The organism is Kitasatospora sp. NPDC058243 (genome assembly GCF_042882025.1).
Taxonomy (GTDB): domain Bacteria; phylum Actinomycetota; class Actinomycetes; order Streptomycetales; family Streptomycetaceae; genus Kitasatospora.
The window spans coordinates 1-18,323 of record NZ_JBHVWW010000079.1; the positions used below are offsets into that span (position 1 = coordinate 1).

The window sequence follows — 18,323 nt, forward strand, 5'->3', positions numbered from 1 at the left end:
TCGGGGTGTTCAGGCCCGGAGAAGCGGTCCGCGGGCGTCATTCGCCCATCATAGGAAGACCACTCCCCCAGCACCGTCACCTCGTCAATATCCAACCCTCCCAAACCTCCCCCCCACCCCCCCACACCCCCCCCCTCCAAAACCCCCCCCCCCCCCCCCGCGGCCGATCGGGCCGCTCCCGGCCGGTCAGCCCGTGATCGGCCGGCTGTCCAGGCGGATGTGGTCGACCGCCCAGTACCAGTTGTTGCCCGCGTCGTACATCCGGAACTTCAGCGTCACCGCCTGCGCCCCCGCCGGGACGGTGAGGCGGCGGGTGACGAGGGTGTTCTGGACGTCCTTGCCGGCGTTGTCGTTGCCGGTGGCGTCGGCGCTGTAGAACACCAGGCGGGTCTCCGCGCCGTTGTCGAACACGGCGGTGACGGACGCCTTCTGCGGGGCCTCCTGCCGGTAGTGGGAGTCGAAGGCCAGGTACAGCGTGTCGGCGCCGACCGGGAGGCGGACGGCGGGGGAGACGAGCGTGGAGTCGAAGACGCCCTTGCGGGAGGGGGAGCCGGTGTCGTCCCAGTCGTCCGGGTCGGCGACGGCGAGGACGCCCAGGCCGCGGGTGAAGTTGCCGCGGTCCTGCCCGGCCGGGGTGGACCACTCCCGCTTGGTGTGGAAGGTCCAGCCCTGGAGCCGGACGGTGCCCTGCGGCATGCCGGGGGCGTTGACCACCGACCAGCCCTGCGGCGCCCGGGCCGTCCAGCCGAGCACGCCGTCCTGCGGCTGGAGCGCGCCGGCCAGCGACTCGAAGTCCTCGCCCAGCAGGTGGCCGGCCATCACGGGGGCGGTGCGGGCGGCGAGTTCGCCGTCGGCGATCGCGAAGCGGTCGCCGGCCAGCGCCCGGGCGGTGACCAGGATCCGGTGGGTGGCGCCGTCCGGCAGCTGGGCGGGCGGGGTGACCTCCCAGACGGCGGTGGCGGTGGCGCCGGCGGCGAGCGCGGTGGGCGGCGCGGTGACGGCGGTGACCGTCCAGCCCGGCGGGACGACGGGCTGCGCCTCGACGGCGGTGAGCGCGGCGGTGGCGGTGAGCACGGCCGAGACCCGGGCCGGGCGGCCGGGCAGCAGGACGGGTTCGTCGATGGTGCTGGAGGCGGCCCCGAGGGCGACGTCCACGGCGAGCGGGTCGGCCAGGCCCAGGGCCGGGTCGGTGACCGTCCGGTCGTCCCAGGGGAAGCGGCCGGCGATCCGGCGGCGGAAGGTGAGGTCCCCACGGACGGCCACCGCGACGTCGTACCAGCCCTCGGGCCGGACGGCGAGGTTGACGGTCCGGTCGTCGCCGGCCGCGACCCGCACCTCGCGCAGCCCGTCGCCGTAGGCGAGGTCGCCGACCAGGAAGGTCTGGGCGGTGCGCGAGCGGTTGATCACGTCGACTTCGAGGACCTTGCCGTTGCGCTCCTCCGACAGCGACACCTCGTACGTGCCGGCGGCGTCGCCGCGCAGGTGCCACAGCGCGCCGTTGGGGCCGTGGACGCGCAGGTCGTAGCCCTCCGGGCCGACCGTCCAGACGTCGGAGAGCCGGCTCTTCGCGCCGACGGTGTAGTGCCGGGGCGCGCCGCCCGGTGCCGGGTAGACGGCGAACACCGCGCCCTGGCGGCCCTGGTTGACCAGGTCGAGGGTGAGCTCGCCGCCCTTCAGCCGGGGCTTGACCAGCAGGTCGTAGGGCGCCGGGCGGGCCGAGCGGGTGCCGCGCTGCTGCTGCGGGAAGGCCTGCGGGCTGGGCACGGTGGGGGCGGGGAGCTTGCCGGTGTCGACCACCTTCTGCCGGTTGCCGCTGGTGTCGGGCAGCTGCGGCCAGGCCGGGTTGCGGCCGGAGAAGTCGAAGACGTTGGTGAGGTCGCCGCAGACGGTGCGCCGCCACGGGCTGATGTTGGGCTCCTGGACGCCGAAGCGCTGCTCCAGGAAGCGCAGCACCGAGGTGTGGTCGTAGACGGTGGAGTCGACGACCCCGCCGCGGGTCCACGGCGAGACCACGACCATCGGCACCCGCACGCCCAGGCCCATCGGGTACGGGCCGGAGACCAGGGTCTCGCCGGCCGGCAGGGTGTCGGACCAGGCGAGCGAGCCGTCCGCGGCCTTGACCCGGTACTTGCCGTCCTGACCGACGACCCGGTGGTAGGTGGCGGAGCCCTTGCTGACGCGGACGACGACCTCGCCGTCCACCGGCACGGTCGACTTGCCGCGCCCGGTGGCCAGCGGCGGGACGGGCGGCAGCTGGTGGTCGAAGAAGCCGCCGTGCTCGTCGTAGTTGAGGATGAAGACGGTCTTCTGCCACACCTCGGGCTTCGCCGCCAGGGCGGCGAGCAGCCGGGCGGTGAGGTGCTCGCCGTTCGGCGGCGCGTAGTTGGCGTGCTCGGAGAGCGCGGCCGGGGCGACGATCCAGGACACCTGCGGCAGCTGGTCGGCCTGGACGTCGGCGGCGAAGGCGTCGACCAGGGCGTCGCCCATCGCGAACGGGTCGTTCTTCTTCGCCGGGTCGCCGACGGCCCGCATGCCGCGCTCGTACAGCGGCTCGCCGGGCTTGGCCTTGACGAAGGGGGCGAACCAGGCGAGCGCGTTGTCGTCGAAGTTGTCCAGCGCCTGGTAGGTCTTCCAGCTGACGCCGGCCCGCTCCAGGCGCTCGGCGTAGGTGGTCCACTCGTAGCCGCCGGGGATCTCGGTGTTGTCGGTCACCGGGGTGTCCCGTACGGTGCCGCCGCTGGTCCCGGTCATCAGGTGGTCGCGGTTGGTGTTGGTGTTGCACTGGACGGACGCGTAGTAGGCGTCACAGGTGGTGAACACCGAGGCGAGCGCGTGGTAGAAGGGCATGTCGGCGCTCTCGTAGTAGCCCTGGCCGAGCCAGCCGCCGGAGCGGCGGGTGACCGAGCCGTCGGCGAGGCCGTCGTTCCAGGCCTTCATCGAGTCCACGAAGCCGAAGGCGGGCGCACCCTGCTGGTAGGCGCTGGTGTGCGCGGCGTTCATCGGGAAGGGCAGCAGGTGGCCCTCCTTGCGGCCCGGGTCGGGCTGGTGGAACACCGAGCGCCCGTTGACCCCGCGCACCGCCGTCCGGTCGCCGAAGCCGCGGACGCCCGCCAGGGTGCCGAAGTAGTGGTCGAACGCGCGGTTCTCCTGCATCAGCACCACGACGTGCTGGATGTCCGCCAGCCGCCCGGGCTTGGCCGGCGCGGCGAGCGCCTGCTGGACGCTGATCGGGAGGGCGGACAGCACGGCGGCCGCCGCCGCGCCGCCGAGCAGGCTGCGGCGCGACAGTTCGGGCATCGGACTCATCGGGTGGGGCTCCTTGCTGACGGGCGCCGGACCATCGGTTCGACCCGGACCAGTCACGTTTCTAAGCGACCGAGGTGACCGGGGCCGGGGAGTTCGATGACGATCCGATGGCCGCCAAGGGGCCCGGAGCTGTACAGACAACTTGTCGGCCTGTCGGGCGGTGCGGGAGCCACCGTCAAGTCCGCTCCGGGGAAGCCGTGTCGGCATCTGGTGCAGGACGTGGCGGCGGATCCGTCAGGTCCGAGGGCCGGCCTGAACTGGCCCGGCGTCAGTGGCGTAGCCCTTCCGGCCGACGCCGGTCACCGGGCGGCGGTGACGCCCGGGGTGAGGCGGAGTCGCTCGGGGCGGGACGGGGAGCGGAGGTCCTCCGGGGCGAGCAGGTCGCGGCGGGCCTGCCAGGCGAGCAGCCGCTCCAGGGCCTGCTGGTCGCGCTCGTCCGCCGTCCCGGCCGTGGCGCCCGGGCCGACCTCGCGCAGCAGGACGCGGGTCGGCTCGCCGTCCTCGCCCGGCATGACCTCCAGGACGGAGAACCACGAACCGGGCGGGAACACCACCTCGGGCTCGCCGTCCTCGGCGATCACCGAGGTGCGGCGGCCGGTCGCGGACCACACCAGGAACTCGACCGGCGTCCCCGGTACGACCTCCAACGCCGGCGTCCCGACCACCGGCGCGGGCTCCACCAGCAGCGTCCCCGGCACGTAGTGACGCAGCTCCTCCTCGCCCGCGTCGGCGCCCAGCAGCACGGCGCCCCGGTGGTTCGGCAGCCGCCGCAGGCCGGATCCCAGGCACGCCAGGTACGGGTCCAGCGGCCCGGAGCCCGGTCGGCGGGCCGCCACGACCAGCTCGGTGTGCAGGACCGGGACGCCCGTGTCGACGTGGTGCAGGTAGACCGCCGCGAGGTCGCTCTTGAGGTCGTCCCGGGAGTGCGAGCGCAGCGCCGGGAGCCGCATGGCGACCTGCTCGGCGCGGCTGGCGCAGCGCTGGAAGTGCTCGCCCAGGAGCGCCCGGAAGGCGGTCCGCTCGGCGGCCGTGCTCGGGCGGCCGGAGACGGCGGTGCCGTCGGGGGCGAGGAGGCGGGCGCGGGTGGGGGCTTCGGGCTCGGGGGCGGGGGCGGGGGCCGGTTCGGGTTCGGGTTCGGGGACCGGGGCTGGCTCGGGCTCGGGTTCGAGGGCGGGCTCGGGGTCGGGGGCCGGTTCGGGCGTGGGTGCTTCGGCGGCGGGCGGTGCGGCCGGTTCGGGGATCTGCGGCTGGGCCGGGACCGGGGCCGGGGCCGGGGGCTCCGGGAGGGTGGCGGTAGCGGTGGTGAACTCTTCGTCCGGGGCGGGGACTTGGGCGTCGGGGTCGGCCGTGGCGGCGGTCTGGGTCCGGACCGCCGAGGCCGGCGGGATGGCCGCGGTGATGGTGGCGGCGGTGGCGAACTCGCCTTCGGGGGCCGGTCGTTGCGGGTCGACCGCGGCGGCCTGCACGGTGGCCTGCACGGCGGGCTGGGCGGGCTGGGTGGGCTGGGTGGGCTGCGCCGCGGGGAGGAAGCTTCCGCGGCGTGCGCCGTCGATCAGCAGCTCGGGTGCGGTCGCACCGGGGGTGGTGAGCGCGGCGCGCAGCTCGTCCAGGACGGCGAGCACCTCGGGCGGCACCGTTCGCCCGTCCGCGCCCGCGATCAGCAGCGGGTGGGCCGGGTCGGGGTCGCGCAGGCGGGGCCCGCGGTCCTGTGGCGGCTCCTCGGGGCGCAGCCACAGGCCGGCCGGCACGGCCTCCAACCGCCAGCCGGTGACCGGGGATTCGTAGAGGGCCGGTCCGCAGGCGGCCGGGCCGCCGGGGGTGGTGCGCCAGGCGGAGGCGACCACGCGGCGCCTGGTGGGGGAGGCGGTCAGCTCGGTCAGCCACGGTTCCCAGGCGGGGGTGCCGTCGGCGGCCAGCACGCGGGAGGAGAAGCCGCTGGTGGTGCGCATGGGCAGGCCGACGGCGGCCCGGAGGTCGTGGCCGAGTTCGGTGGCGAGCCCGGTGGCGAGGGCGGTGAGCGCGCCGGTGGCGGCCCAGGGGGCGCTGAGCAGCAGGTCGGCCTCGGGGCCGGGGAGCAGGCGGCGGAGCCGGGCGGCGAGCTCGGCGGCCGGGGGGAGGGGCGCGCCCGGGTGGCCGACGACGAGGATGACGGTGCCCTCGTCGGCGGTGGCCCTGGTGAGCGGGCCGGACGGGCCGTCGGGGTCGGGCTCGCTGCGGAACCAGTAGCCGTGCGGCAGCGCGGTGACCAGCGGGTCGGCGGGCGCGGCGGGCGGTGTGGGCGCGGCGGGCGGTGCGGCCTCGACGCGCCGGGCGGGGGCGGCGGGCTCCGGGGCCGCTGCGGCGGGGCCGGGTGCGGACACGGCGCCCAACGGAACGCCCCGCGCGGGCGAGGCCACGACGGGCGCGGCCACCGGAAGCTCCAGCACGGCGGTCTCCGCCATCGGACGCTTCATCACCACGGTCTCCGCGGCCGAGCTAGCCGAGCCGGCCGAGTCGGTCGAGCCGGCCGGTGCGGCGGCCGGCTCCGTCGGCAGCGGCCAGACCGGCCCGAGCCGGCGCACCTGTCCGGCCGGGGTGCAGAGCCACCAGGAGGACGGCGCGTCGTCCGCCGACCCGCTGGTCAGCAGGGTGCCGTCGGGGCGGAGGGTGACCAGCCCGTCCGGGGCGACGACGCCGATGCCGGTCAGTTCGGCGATCCGTTCGGCGGGGCGGGGCCCGGTGTCCGGGGCGGTGGCCAGGCCGGAGGCGGCGAGGACGAGCGCGGTGGCGTCCCGGGCGGTGGCGGTGCGGGTCAGCTCGTCGAGCCGGCCGAACAGGACGGCCGGTGCGTCGGGGGCGGCCGCGAGGACGGTGACGGTCCGGGTGACGGCGGTGAGCCGGCCCAGTGCGGCGGTCATCGCGGCGGGCAGGGCCGCCGGGCCGGTGCCGTCCGCGCCGCCGGGGGCGATGACGAAGTGCGGGCCCACCTGGTGCAGGGCGGCGGGCCCGGCGGCGGGGGTGTTTCGACGGAAGGCCAGTCGGCGTTTCGCCGGGGCGGCGCCCGGCGCGTCCCCTGCCGCCTGCGCTGATGTGCTCATCGTCCCGCCCGCCCTCCGTCCGCGCGGCCGCGTCTGCCGCACGTGTCACCAGGCTCTACGGCCGCCTCGCCTCGCCGGGTTCACCGGCTCACCCGACTCGGCCGACTCACCCCTCGTCCCCGTCCTCTGCCATGACGGCGGTCTGCACCTGGACCGTGCGCCGGCGGGTGATGTGCAGGCCGCGCCCGGCCGGGAAGGCGCGGGGCTTGGTGGAGCCGAACAGGAAGCCCTCGCTGGGCGGGCAGGACAGCAGCACCACCGGGGTGTTGACCTCCTCCAGCTTGCGCAGCAGCTGGTCGGAGGAGGCCCGCCCGATGCCGTTGGCGCTGCGGGCGACGATCAGGTGCAGGCCGAGCTCGGCGCCCTGCGCCAGGTAGTCGAGCAGCGGCGCGAAGGGGTGGGCGTTGAGGCCGCCGGGGGAGCCGGAGACCAGTTCGTAGTCGTCGACCACGATGAAGAGTTCGGGCCCCTGCCACCAGTCGCGCAGCCGCAGCCGGGCCGGGGCGATGTCGGCGCCGGGCAACCGGTTGGCCATGGCGCGGGCGGCGCCGTCGACGATCTGGCGCAGCACGTCGACGCTGACGGCGTGGCCGAGCCGGTACTCCTCGGGCACCGCGTCCTGGAGGACCCGGCGGTAGTCGATGAGCATGATCCGGGCCTCGTCGGGCCGGTACGCGCTGGTGATGCCGGCGGCGACGAGCTTCAGCAGGTTGGTCTTGCCGGCCTCGCTGTCGCCGACGACCAGCAGGTGCGGGGTCTCCTCGAAGTCGTGCCACAGCGGGGTGAGCGAGACGTCCTGGAGACCGAGCGGGATGCGCAGCCGGCCTTCGGGGGCGGGCAGGGCGGCGGCGGGCAGTTGCAGCGGCAGCATCCGGATCTCGGGTGCGCGCGGGCCGGTCCAGTGGTCGGCGACGGCGTCGACCAGGTCGGCGACGCCTTCGCCGAGGTCGGCGGAGGTGCCGCTGCCGTCCAGCCGGGGCAGGGCGGTGAGGAAGTGCATCTGGTCGGAGGTGAGGCCCCGGCCGGGGATGTTCGGGACGGTGGCGGCGGCCCGCATGTTGACGGCGGAGTCGACGGCGTCGCCGAGGCGCAGTTCGAAGCGGGTGCCGAAGAGGTCGCGCAGGGCGCTGGTGACCTCGCCCCAGCGGGTGGTGCCGACGATCAGGTGGATGCCGTAGTTGAGGCCGCGCTGGGCGATCAGGGTGAGGGCGGGGGCGAGGTCGGGGAACTCCTGGCGGATCGTGTTCCAGCCGTCGATGACCAGGAAGACGTCGCCGTACGGCTCGTCGGGCAGTTCGCCGGCCGCGCGGCGCCGGCGGAAGGCGGAGACGGAGTCGATGCCGTGTTCGGCGAAGCGCTGCTCGCGTTGGTTCAGGATGCTGTTGACCTCGGCGATGGTGCGCAGCACCCGCTCGGGGTCGTGCCGCCCGGTGATGCCGCCGACGTGCGGCAGGCCGCGCAGCGAGGACAGCGTGCCGCCGCCGAAGTCCAGGCAGTAGAACTGCACTTCGCCCGGGGTGTGGGTGAGGGCGAGGGCGGTGATCAGGGTGCGCAGCAGCGTGCTCTTGCCGCTCTGCGGGCCGCCGGCGATGCCGACGTGGCCGCCGGCGCCGGAGAGGTCGGCGGTGAGCAGGTCGCGGATCTGCTGGAAGGGGCGGTCGATGACGCCGATGGGGACGGTCAGGGTGCCGCGGTCGGCGTCGCTCTCGGTGGTGAGGCCGTGCTCGGGGTGCGGGGCGAGGGGCGGCAGCAGTTGGTCGAGGGTGGGCGGGACGCCCAGCGGCGGCAGCCACACCTGGTAGGCGGGCGGGCCGGCGTCGGTGAGCTTCTCGGCGGCGAGGTCGAGCAGGGTGTGGGTCTGCTCCGGCGTCTCCTCGGGCTCCTCGGCGGCCGGCAGGGCGACGGGCTGACGCGGCGCCACGTAGGTGGTGCCGTACCGGGCGACCTGGCCGGCCGCGGCCTCCTGGCGGGCGGTGGCGGGGCGCCGGGCCCGGTAGGGGCCGGAGACGTACGCGGCCTTGAAGCGGGTCAGGGTGGCGATGTCGCTGCGGAGGAAGCCGTTGCCGGGCTGGGAGGGCAGCTGGTAGGCGTCGGGGACGCCGAGGACGCCCCGGCTCTCCATCGCGGAGAAGGTCCGCAGGCCGATCCGGTAGGACAGGTGCGACTCCAGGGCGTGCATCCGGCCTTCGTCCAGGCGCTGGGAGGCCAGCAGCAGGTGCACGCCGAGGGAGCGGCCGAGGCGGCCGATCATGATGAAGAGCTCCATGAAGTCGCGGTGCGCGGCGAGCAGTTCGCTGAACTCGTCGACCACGACGAACAGGGTGGGCAGTGGGTCCAGCGGGGTGCCGGCGGCGCGGGCGGTCTCGTAGTCGAGCAGCGAGCTGTAGTTGCCGGCGGAGCGCAGCAGTTCCTGGCGGCGGACGAGCTCGCCGTGCAGGGCGTCGCGCATCCGGTCGACCAGGGCGGCTTCGTCGGCGAGGTTGGTGATCACCGCCGAGGTGTGCGGCAGCCGGTCGAGGCCGAGGAAGGTCGCGCCGCCCTTGAAGTCGACCAGGACGAAGTTGAGCACTTCGGAGGAGTGGGTGAGGGCCAGCGACAGCACCAGGGTGCGCAGCAGCTCGGACTTGCCGGAGCCGGTCGCGCCGATCAGCATGCCGTGCGGGCCCATGCCGCCCTGGGCGGACTCCTTGATGTCCAGTTCGACCGGCGTGCCGTCGCCGGAGACGCCGAGCGGCACCCGCAGCCGGTCGCGGACGCCCCGCCCGGCCCAGCCCTGGGCGATCTCGTGCCGGTGCAGGTCGCGGATGCCGAGCAGGGAGGCGAGGTCGTAGTCGGTGGCCAGCGGTTCCCCGGCCTCCGTCGAGTCGCCGATCCGGTACGGGGCGAGCTGGGCGGCCAGCCGGCGGGCGACCGTCGCGGACAGGGCGTCGGGCCGGCCGAGGTCGGTGACGTCGTCCCGGTGGTTGCGGTCGGCGCCGATCATGGCGAGCCGGCCGTCCTCGATCCGCAGCCGCAGCCGGAAGCGCAGCGGCTTCCAGTCGAGGGTGTCGCCGAGGTCGAGCAGGACGGCGTTGCGCCAGCCGGCCAGCGCGGCCCGGCTGGTGGCCCCGGCCTGCGGGCCGTCCAGCACGATCACGGTGAACGGCTCGTCCCGGCCGGGCTGGCTCTCCGGCTCGAACGGGGGCCGGCCGGCGAACTCGTCGCCGAGCAGCTGCTCGACCTCCACCACGGATCCGGCCACCAGCCGCACCGGACCGACGCCGTCGGTGTCCTCCGGGTGCAGGGCGTGCGGCAGCCACTTGGTCCACTCCCACTCGGCCTGGTGCTCGGCGTCCGTGACGACGGCGATCCGCAGTTCGTCGGGGGCGTGGAAGAGCGCCAGCTGCGCCAGCATGGCGCGGGCCAGGGCGCGGGTCGCGGCCCGGTCGTCGCCGCGCAGCAGGACCTGCGCGTACCCGCGCAGGTAGACGGCGATGGGCTGGTCGGCGACGGTGCCGTAGGCGTTGATGAAGCGGCGCAGCGCGTGCGCGCACAGCGGCTCCAGGTCCTCCACCGGTTTGGTGGACAGCGGCGCCAGCCGCACCGCGAGCCGCTGGTGGCCGAGGCCGATCCGGACGTCGCCGAAGTCGGGGTGGGTGCTGCGCCGCTCCCACAGCCGGGAAGTGCGGGCGAGCGAGCCGAGCGCGTCGGGGGCGGGGTGGCGCCAGGCCAGCGCCTCCTGCTGGCGGGCGATGTGGCCGCGCACCTGGCGGCGGACCTGGGAGAGGTAGCGCAGGTAGTCCCGGCGTTCGGCGCGCAGTTCCCGCTTGCGGTCGCTGGCGCCTCGGATCAGCTGGGTGACCAGCATGCCGACGGCGGACAGCGCCATCATGCCGATCGCGACGTAGGTCAGGATGCCGCCGCTGTCGCCGGGGCGCAGGAAGATGAACACCATCGAGAGCGAGCTGAGCGCCATCGGCGCCATGGCGATCATGTTCGACATGCCGCTCTGTGCCTCGGGGAGGACGGGCGGCTCCTGCAACTGGATCTCGCCGTCGGGCATCGCCGGGCCAGGGCGCCGCGGCGGACGGTTGACCAGCACCACACTCAACGAAGGGCTCCTCGCGCAGGGGAACGGCCGCTCGCTGCGTCGGCGGCCCGGGACGCGCACCGTCCACCCGGGACGACGGGCGGCGGGCCCGGCCGGGTTCACCCGGTTCGGCGGGGCGGGCGCGGCGCCGACGCCGAGGACGGCCGTGAACGGCTGTGAACGCCCGCGAACGGCCGCAGCGAAACGGATTCCGGCAGGCGGTGAACCCTGCGGGCCCCGCCGTCCGTGCCTCCTGGTGAGGTGACGCCCGGGCTCGTCCATCCCCCAGGCGCCCCCGGGCCGTCACCTCGCCATGCCGTTCGGAGGCCAGGGCAAAAGGGAGAAGTGTGAACGGGAGCGCGAACGGGACCGCCGTCGCCGGACTGTGCCGACTGAGGTTCCGAACGCCCGAGGCGGTCCTGGAACTCGCCGTCCCCGCCGACGTACCGCTGGCCGACCTGCTGCCGGCCGTCCTCGCGCACGCCGGCCCCGAGCTGGAGGAACAGGGCGTCGAGCACGACGGCTGGGTCCTGCAGCGCCTCGGCGGCCCGCCGCTGGACGAAGAGCTGGGCGCCGAAGCGCTCGACCTGCACGACGGCGACGAGCTGTACCTGCGCCCGCGCCGCGACGCCCTGCCCGAGGTGCACTACGACGACCTGGCCGACGGCGTCGCCACCGGCATGCGGGCCCGCTCCGACACCTGGCGCCCGGCGCTCACCCACCACGTGGCGCTCGGGCTGGCCGTGGCCGTCCTGGCCGGCGGGCTCGCCGTGCTGCTGCTCCCCGGCCCGGAGCAGACCCGTGCCCTTGCTGCCGCCGTCACCGGCCTGCTCCTGCTGCTGGGTGCGCTGAGCGCCTCCCGGGCGGTCGGCGACGCCGGCGCGGGCACCGCGCTCGGTGCCATGGCGGTGCCCTACCTCGCGATGGCCGGGGCCCTGCTGCCGGCCGGCGGCGGGGCCGGCGCGGTCGGCGCCCGGATGCTGGCGGGCGGCTGCGCGGCCGCCGGCGCGGCGGTGCTGGCGCTGGCCGCCGTCGGCTGCTCGGCGCCGCTGTTCCTCGGCGCGGTGCTGTTCGCCCTGTACGTCATGGTGGCGGGCGGGCTGACGCTGGGCGGGGAGGACGGCCCGCAGGTGGCGGCCGTGCTGGCGGTGCTCGCGGTGATCCTCGGGGCGTTCGTCCCCGGGATCTGCTTCCGCCTGTCCGGACTGCGGCTGCCCGCGCTGCCGCGCAACGCCGAGGAGCTCCAGGAGGGCATCGCGCCCGTCCCGAGCGCCACCGTCCGCAGCCGCAGCGATGTCGCCGACGGCTTCCTGACGGCCTTCCACCTGGCGCTCGGCACGGTCCTCACGGGATGCCTGACCCTGGTGGCCGGCGAATCCGGCTGGGCGGCCACGGCCCTGACGGTGACCCTGTCCGTCCTGCTGCTGCTGCACTCCCGGGCGATCGGCAGCATCCCGCAGCGGCTGTCCGTCCTCCTGCCCGGCGCCTACGGCCTGGCGCTGCTGCTCGGCCACCTGGCCGTCGGCGAGCGGAGCGGCGGGCGCCTGCTGGTGCTGGTCGGCCTGCTCGCCCTGGCGGCCGCCCTCGCCGTGGTCTCCTGGACGATCCCCGGGCGCCGGCTGCTGCCCTACTGGGGCCGGGCCGCGGACCTGCTGCACACCACCGCGGGGATGGCCGTGATCCCGCTGGCGCTGGCCGTGGCCGGGGTCTACCACGAGCTGCGGGCCCTGGCCGGCTGAGCCGGACCCTGACGGCCCCGTACCTCCCGCCGCCGGACCCTGACGGCCCCGCACCTCCCGCCGCCCGGCCCGGCACCTTGCGCCGTGCGCCGCCCGGCCCCGCACCTTCCGCCGCCCCGAGGAGAACCACGAGATGCAGTCGAAGCGCGACCAGGTGCAGGCCCACCTGTTCGTGATGGGCAGGCTCGCCACCGGCATGCTGCGCGGCGAGCCCGACGCGGCCGACACCCCGGCCGGGCGCACCTCGCGGGGCACCGTCATCGGGCTGGTCATCGCCGTGGTGGTGTGCCTGGTGGCGGCCGTGTACGGGGTGATCGTCCCCGGCGGCGCCACCGGCTGGCAGAAGCCCGGCACCCTGGTGGTGGTGAAGGAGAGCGGCGCCCGCTACCTCTTCCTGGACGGCAGCCTGCACCCCGTGCTGAACGAGGCCAGCGCCCGGCTGCTGGCCGGCGACCAGCTGGTGGTCGACCAGGTCAGCGTGCGCTCGCTGGCCGACACCCCGCGCGGCGTCCCGATCGGCATCCTCGGCGCCCCCGACGGCCTGCCCGGGGCCGAGCAGCTCGCCGACGCGCCCTGGCTCGCCTGCGCCGTCAGCCGGCCCGGCCCGTCCGGCGGCCGCCTGGCGGAGCTGGCCCTGACGGTCGGCCCGGGCCGCCGCGGCACCGGGCTGACGGACGGCCAGGGCGCGCTGGTCGCCGCCCCGGACGGCGCCGAGTACCTGCTCTGGCACGGCCGCCGGCTGCGCCTGGACACCGTCAACGGCGCCCGCCAGGCCCTCGGCCAGAGCGCCGTCGCCCCCTACCCGGTGACGGCAGCCTTCCTCAACGCGCTGGCCGCCGGCCCCGACCTGGCCGCTCCCGACCCGGGGGAGCGCGGCAAGGCCGGCCCGCAGCTCGGCGCCCACCCCACCCGGGTCGGCCAGCTGTTCACCGGCCCCGGCGGCGACCCCTACCTGCTGACCACGGCGGGGTTCACCCCGCTCAGCCGGATGGCCTTCGAGCTGCTGCGCAACGACCCCCGCACGCAGAGCGCCGCCTACGGGGGCGACGTCGTCGCCCCCGTCCAGCTCGGCCCGGCCGACCTCACCGGGCACACCGCCCCGGCCGCCCAGCCGTCCGCCGCCGCCGGCGGGCTGCCGGCCGCGCCGCCGGAGCTGGTGACGATCCCCCAGAACCGGGGCGTCTGCGCCGACCTGCGGCTCACCGACCAGGCACCGACCACCTCCGTCACCCTGGTCGACGCCGCCGCCGTCGAGGGCCCGCCGCCGGCCGCCCAGCCGGGCGTGGACCCGGCCTGCGCCGGCGCCGACAGCATCGCCGTCAAGCCCGGTGGCGGCGCCCTGGTGCGGGCGCTGTCCAGCGCGGGCGTCGGCGCGACCCTGTACCTGGTCACCGACGCCGGGGTGAAGTACCCGCTGGCCTCCGCCGCGGCGGTCAAACAGCTCGGCTACGGCGAGGTCGTCCCCTCGGCCGTCCCCGAGGCCCTGCTGTCCCTGCTGCCGACCGGCCCCAGCCTCGACCCGGCCGCGCTGACCGGCGCCGCGAGCCCCGCGCCGCGGCCCTCAGGACCGTCCTGCGCGAGGTGAACCACCCCCCGGCACGCGTCCGTTGAAGCAGATGGACCGGGTCGGCCGACCCGCTCGGGCGGCATCCGCCGCAGCCGAGAACCCGTACCGACGAAAGGCAGCGCAATGACCACTCCTCCGGGCTTGCAGACCGACGACGCGGCCGTCAAGACCGTCCTGGCGACCCTGGACACCCACATCCAGGCCATGATGCGGGCCGGCCAGCAGGTCGAGGACGTCAACCTCGAAGTCCAGAACCACTTCAAGGCCGCGTGCAGCACCGCCTACCAGGGGAAGATCGACGACTGGCAGACCCGGTACCAGCGGCTCAAGAGCGCCTACGCCACCTTCCAGGACCGGTTCTCCACCGGGCACACCCAGATCAACTCCGCCCACGACGAGGCCTACGGCGTCACCAACAGCTGGGGCGGCGGCGCGGGCGACGAGGTCTACAAGGGCCTCAACCTCTGATCCAGCCCGCGCCGACAGACCTGCCGGACCCGGGCAGCCCGGGCCGGACCCCAGCCGACCGAAAGGACCAGCCATGGCAAGCATCGAGCTCCACCACGCGAACATCGACGAGGCGGCGGACGCCCTGACCCAGGCCGGCAACGGCATGCACTCCGCGATGGAGGACTGCCTCCAGGCCATCCAGACCGCCGAGCACCAGCTCAAGGGCGACCTGGCCGCCGCGGCCCACTCCTTCTACCTGGTGCTGGCCGGCCAGGACGCCACCATGACCACCGACATCCAGCAGGGCGCCGACACCCTGCGCACCATGCACGGCCTGCTCCGCGACGCGGACCGGCGCGGCGCGGCGGGCATCTGATGACGGCCGCGGAGCGGCTCGACCGGAGGGACGGGCGCGATGCCCACTAAACCGCCGGATCCTCCGAAGGTGCCCGACGCACCGACCCTAGCCCCGCCGGCGCCCGGGCCCCCGGCACCGGACATGAGCCACACGCTCAGCGTCAACCACGACGACCTCGAGTACTTCGCGAACTCGATCCTGCCGTCGTACCTGAGCCAGCTGGAGACCGACCCGGGCTACTCGGCCATGCTGGGCTTCAGCGGCCAGGGCACGGTGACCACGAAACACCACTACGTCTCGCTGCTGGCCGGGAACTTCGAGAGCGGCACCAACCTGGCGAAGGGGTTCTCGCACCTCGCCGGCACCGTGGTGGGTGATTTCAAGACCTTCCACAACCAGATGGAGAAGGGCCGGCTCGACGTCCTGAGCTTCCTGAACCTGATGGACACCGCTCACGACGAGGCTCTGACGGCCGCGCAAGTGATGCAGATCCTGCAGGACGTCATCGCCGTCGGCGGCGGTGGCGGTGGCGGTGGCGGTGGTGGCGGCGGCGGGAAGTAGCGCTCTTCCCCTTCCGGTCGGCTCCCTGTACCCCTGAACCCCTCGACCCACCTGGAGACCTCCGTGCCCATGCTCTGGGAGACGACGCTCGCCGCCTTCAACTCCAAGCAGTCTCCGGTGGAGATCACCACGCGGGACAAGATCGCGGGAGCGAAGGCCGAGAGATGGATCAAGTCCGGGAACATGTCCGTCGAGAACGGGTACTTCGACCCCAAGGACGCGTCCACCCAGACGTACTTGACGGACGGCACGGGGCTGGGCAACCCGGACGTCTGGTGGGCGATGAACTTCTACGACGGCACCGCGAACAACAACAAGGGCGGCCCGCGCCACTTCAAGATCAACGTCCACATCGACTACGACAAGTGGGGGAACGACCCCAACGGCGTGCTCTCCAAGTTCAACCACCAGGCCGAGTTGATCCTCGACCCGATCATGCCGGACGTCTCGACCGACGTGGCTCCGGACTCCAAGGAGAAGCTCCCGATCAGTACCCGCGGGAACGACACGATCGACCCGCAGAGCCTGCTGGCCGGGGCCAAGGCGATCGAGGACACCACGAAGTGGTTGTCGACCCAGGCCGAAGCGTTCCGCAAGTGGGCGGAGCAGATCGACGGCCCGGGCGACAGCTGGGAGGGCGACGCGGCGGGCGAGTTCAAGAAGCTCCTCGAACGGTTCGCCGTCGAACTCGACGACCTGCGCAACCAGTTGGTCGGGGCCAACTACGGGCCCTCGCTGGAGTACGCGGCGTACGGAATCGGCGTCGTCATCAAGGCGGTCAGGACGGCGCAATCGGTCTGGTACAGCACCGGGTTCCCGTACCAGTGCATCCAGGAGGTCCTGTGGGAGGAGATGCACAAGGCCCCCATGTACTGGACCGCGGAGAGCACCTGGAAGTACGACACCTCCTCGCTGGGCGACCCCCGCAACGACGCCTTCTACGCCGCTCTCGACCAGAAGGCCAAGGAGAGGTGGCTGAAGAAGGTCGCCGACTACCTGGACAAGCCCGGTGACGACGCGATGGCGGCACTGGGGAGCGCGTACGACCCGCTGATCACCAAGCTCGGGTTCGACCTCATGCCGGTCGGCATCACGCTTCCGCCGAAGGAGATGCCGGACCCCAACGACCCCAACAACCCCAAGAACCCCGACGCACCTCCACCGCCCGGTCTCGGCGACGGCAGCGGGGGAGCCGGCGGGGGGGACGGCGGGGCCGGCGGGGACAAGAACAACCACATCCCCCCGCCGCCGATCATCGGTGGCGACGGCGCCGGCGGCAGCGGCGGTAGCGGGGGCGGCGGCAAGGGGGACAAGAACACCCACATCCCCCCGCCGCCGATCATCGGCGGTGACGGCGCCGGCGGGAACGGTGGCGGCCTCGGCGCCGGGACGCCGATCCGCGACAAGGACGGCAACGTGCTCCTGGACAAGGACAAGAAGCCGATCCTCCTGCCGCCCGGCGGCTACATCTCGGGCGGCAAGGTCTACGACTCCTCCGGCAAGGAGGTGCTGGGCAAGGACGGCAAGCCGATCGTGGTGCCCCCCGGCGCCAACGTGCCGGCCGGCACCGGCGGAGGCGTGTACGGCCCCAACGCCAAGGTGCCGAAGGGATCGACCATCCGCGAGGACGGCACGGTGGTCGATCCCAACGGCAAGGAGATCCTGGACGCCAACGGCAACCCGATCGTGGTCGAGAAGGGCTCCTCGATCGCCGACGACGGCACCCTGCTGGACCCCCAGAAGAAGCCGATCTCCGACTACATCCAGCGCTCGCGCGACCTCCAGCACGCCTGGGCCTCGGTGGGCGGCAGTGGCAGTGGCAGTGGCAGTGGCAGCGGCAGTGGTGGTGGCGGAACCATCACCTGGGGCGACATCAGCGGTGCGCGCCCGCCGTCCACCGGTGGGGGCACGCCCTGGACCCTGAACCTGGGGTCGGGGGGCAGCAGCCTCGACCAGAACGACGGCTTCGGCGCGGTCGGCACCTACCCGGGGATGTTCAGCGGCGCCGGTGGGGGAACGTACGAGGGCCTCGGCACCTCCGGCGGCGGCCAGGCCCCCCGGATCCTCAACACCAGCAGCGGAGTCGGCCCCCGGGTGGCGGAGAACGGCGGACCGCCGCCCGCGGCCAAGGTCGCCGGCGCCGGAGCAGCCGCCGCCGAGAAGGCCACGATGAGCCAGAAGGCCTCCGCGCTCGCCGCCGAGGAGGCCGCCGCGATGCGGGGCCGCTCGGTGAACACCAGCGGCGGCGGGATGCCCATGGTCCCGCCGATGGGCGGCGGAATGGGCGGCGGCCAGGGCGAGAAGGGCCGGCAGCGGACCACCTGGCTGGCCGAGGACGAAGAGGTCTGGGGCACCGACACCGGTGCGGTCAGCGGAGTGATCGGCCGCTGAGTCGGCGCCGCGTCACGGGAGTGGAAAGGAACACGGAGATGACGTTCTCGTTCGAGGAGCAGCTCGCCCAGGCGATGGCCGCCCTGGAGGAGCAGCAGGTCAAGATGGCCGAGATGACCCGGCAACTGCAGGCGGCGACGGCCTCGGTGACGACCAAGGACCGGATGCTCACCGTGAAGGTGGGCGCGCAGGGCGAGGTGCTCGCGCTGACCTTCCACACCACCGCCTACCAGGAGATGGCCCCCGCGCACCTGGCCGCCGTCCTCAAGGACGTGTTGAACGAGGCCAAGGCCCGGATGGGCGAGCAGATCACCCGGTCGATGCGCGCCTTCGACGGGGTCGGCGAGTCGCTGCGCCTGGCGGTCACCGGCGACCAGGAGGAGGACCCCCTGCTGTCGATGCTGGGAGGCCTGGACCTGGACGCGCTGCTGGAGCCGCTCACCGCGATGCGGCCGGGAGCCGACCAGACCAAGACCCACAAGCAGGAGGAGTTCAATGGCTAAGCAGTTGGTGAAACTTGAGGACCTGAAGGCGGCGTTCGGCGACTTCGACAAGATGTCCGAGCTGGTCGACAAGGTCTACGGCCAGATCGACCACGTCAACAAGGTGAACCGCACGGCGGCCGGATCCGACGAGATCGGCAAGCAGTACCACGAGAAGGTGGACGAGCCGACCACCAATCTGCTCGAACTGGTCGGCGGCATCAGGGACAAGCTGGCGCGCGTCGCGAAGAACGGCATGAACGTGGCCGACCTGTTCGACTCGACCGACGAGCACAATGCCGGGTTGGTGAAGTGACCCGCCG

At 74.2% G+C, this 18,323-nt stretch carries 11 protein-coding genes; 8 read left to right on the forward strand and 3 right to left on the reverse strand.

The window, feature by feature from the left end; genetic code table 11:
* Positions 1 to 186 precede the first annotated feature (186 nt).
* From ACFVX9_RS34650 to eccCa, 3 genes are all read right to left on the reverse strand, one after another.
* Positions 187 to 3,306, reverse strand: a complete 3,120-nt coding sequence (locus tag ACFVX9_RS34650) for a phosphocholine-specific phospholipase C (RefSeq protein WP_387985693.1) — start codon at positions 3,304 to 3,306, stop codon at positions 187 to 189.
* 299 nt (positions 3,307 to 3,605) lie between these two features.
* Positions 3,606 to 6,383 (reverse strand): hypothetical protein, encoded by a 2,778-nt coding sequence (locus ACFVX9_RS34655; protein ID WP_387985696.1) that lies wholly within the window; start codon positions 6,381 to 6,383, stop codon positions 3,606 to 3,608.
* Positions 6,384 to 6,489: 106 nt separating this feature from the next.
* On the reverse strand, positions 6,490 to 10,473 hold the full coding sequence (eccCa, locus tag ACFVX9_RS34660) for a type VII secretion protein EccCa (RefSeq protein ID WP_380369993.1): 3,984 nt from the start codon (positions 10,471 to 10,473) through the stop codon (positions 6,490 to 6,492).
* Between the two features lie 326 nt (positions 10,474 to 10,799).
* Between eccCa and eccD the strand changes: the two genes are divergently transcribed.
* The 8 genes from eccD (at position 10,800) to ACFVX9_RS34700 (ending at position 18,316) form a co-directional block, all read left to right on the forward strand.
* Positions 10,800 to 12,191, forward strand: coding sequence for a type VII secretion integral membrane protein EccD (gene eccD, locus ACFVX9_RS34665; protein WP_387985699.1), 1,392 nt, complete (start codon positions 10,800 to 10,802; stop codon positions 12,189 to 12,191).
* Between the two features lie 133 nt (positions 12,192 to 12,324).
* Positions 12,325 to 13,776 (forward strand): type VII secretion protein EccB, encoded by a 1,452-nt coding sequence (eccB, locus tag ACFVX9_RS34670; RefSeq protein ID WP_380342664.1) that lies wholly within the window; start codon positions 12,325 to 12,327, stop codon positions 13,774 to 13,776.
* A gap of 105 nt (positions 13,777 to 13,881) precedes the next feature.
* On the forward strand, positions 13,882 to 14,226 hold the full coding sequence (locus tag ACFVX9_RS34675; protein WP_159398565.1) for a hypothetical protein: 345 nt from the start codon (positions 13,882 to 13,884) through the stop codon (positions 14,224 to 14,226).
* 73 nt (positions 14,227 to 14,299) lie between these two features.
* Positions 14,300 to 14,584 carry a hypothetical protein gene (locus ACFVX9_RS34680; protein WP_063350546.1) on the forward strand — a complete coding sequence of 95 codons (285 nt, stop codon included), beginning with the start codon at positions 14,300 to 14,302 and terminating at the stop codon, positions 14,582 to 14,584.
* Between the two features lie 123 nt (positions 14,585 to 14,707).
* Entirely contained in the window at positions 14,708 to 15,127 is a 420-nt protein-coding gene (locus ACFVX9_RS34685) for a hypothetical protein (RefSeq protein ID WP_387985703.1), read from the forward strand.
* Between the two features lie 63 nt (positions 15,128 to 15,190).
* On the forward strand, positions 15,191 to 17,518 hold the full coding sequence (locus ACFVX9_RS34690; RefSeq protein WP_387985706.1) for a hypothetical protein: 2,328 nt from the start codon (positions 15,191 to 15,193) through the stop codon (positions 17,516 to 17,518).
* Positions 17,519 to 17,556: 38 nt separating this feature from the next.
* Positions 17,557 to 18,021, forward strand: coding sequence for a YbaB/EbfC family nucleoid-associated protein (locus ACFVX9_RS34695; RefSeq protein ID WP_380342658.1), 465 nt, complete (start codon positions 17,557 to 17,559; stop codon positions 18,019 to 18,021).
* Positions 18,014 to 18,316, forward strand: a complete 303-nt coding sequence (locus ACFVX9_RS34700) for a hypothetical protein (protein WP_380342655.1) — start codon at positions 18,014 to 18,016, stop codon at positions 18,314 to 18,316. Before ACFVX9_RS34695 ends, ACFVX9_RS34700 begins: the two co-directional genes overlap by 8 nt.
* The last annotated feature ends 7 nt before the right edge of the window (positions 18,317 to 18,323 follow it).

Coding starts and splice junctions, on each gene's coding strand:
- eccB (WP_380342664.1), top strand. CDS start 12,325: ATGCAGTCGAAGCGCGACCAGGTGCAGGCCCACCTGTTCGTGATGGGC.
- ACFVX9_RS34675 (WP_159398565.1), top strand. CDS start 13,882: ATGACCACTCCTCCGGGCTTGCAGACCGACGACGCGGCCGTCAAGACC.
- ACFVX9_RS34685 (WP_387985703.1), top strand. CDS start 14,708: ATGAGCCACACGCTCAGCGTCAACCACGACGACCTCGAGTACTTCGCG.
- ACFVX9_RS34695 (WP_380342658.1), top strand. CDS start 17,557: ATGACGTTCTCGTTCGAGGAGCAGCTCGCCCAGGCGATGGCCGCCCTG.
- ACFVX9_RS34650 (WP_387985693.1), bottom strand. CDS start 3,306: ATGAGTCCGATGCCCGAACTGTCGCGCCGCAGCCTGCTCGGCGGCGCG.
- ACFVX9_RS34655 (WP_387985696.1), bottom strand. CDS start 6,383: ATGAGCACATCAGCGCAGGCGGCAGGGGACGCGCCGGGCGCCGCCCCG.
- ACFVX9_RS34700 (WP_380342655.1), top strand. CDS start 18,014: ATGGCTAAGCAGTTGGTGAAACTTGAGGACCTGAAGGCGGCGTTCGGC.
- ACFVX9_RS34680 (WP_063350546.1), top strand. CDS start 14,300: ATGGCAAGCATCGAGCTCCACCACGCGAACATCGACGAGGCGGCGGAC.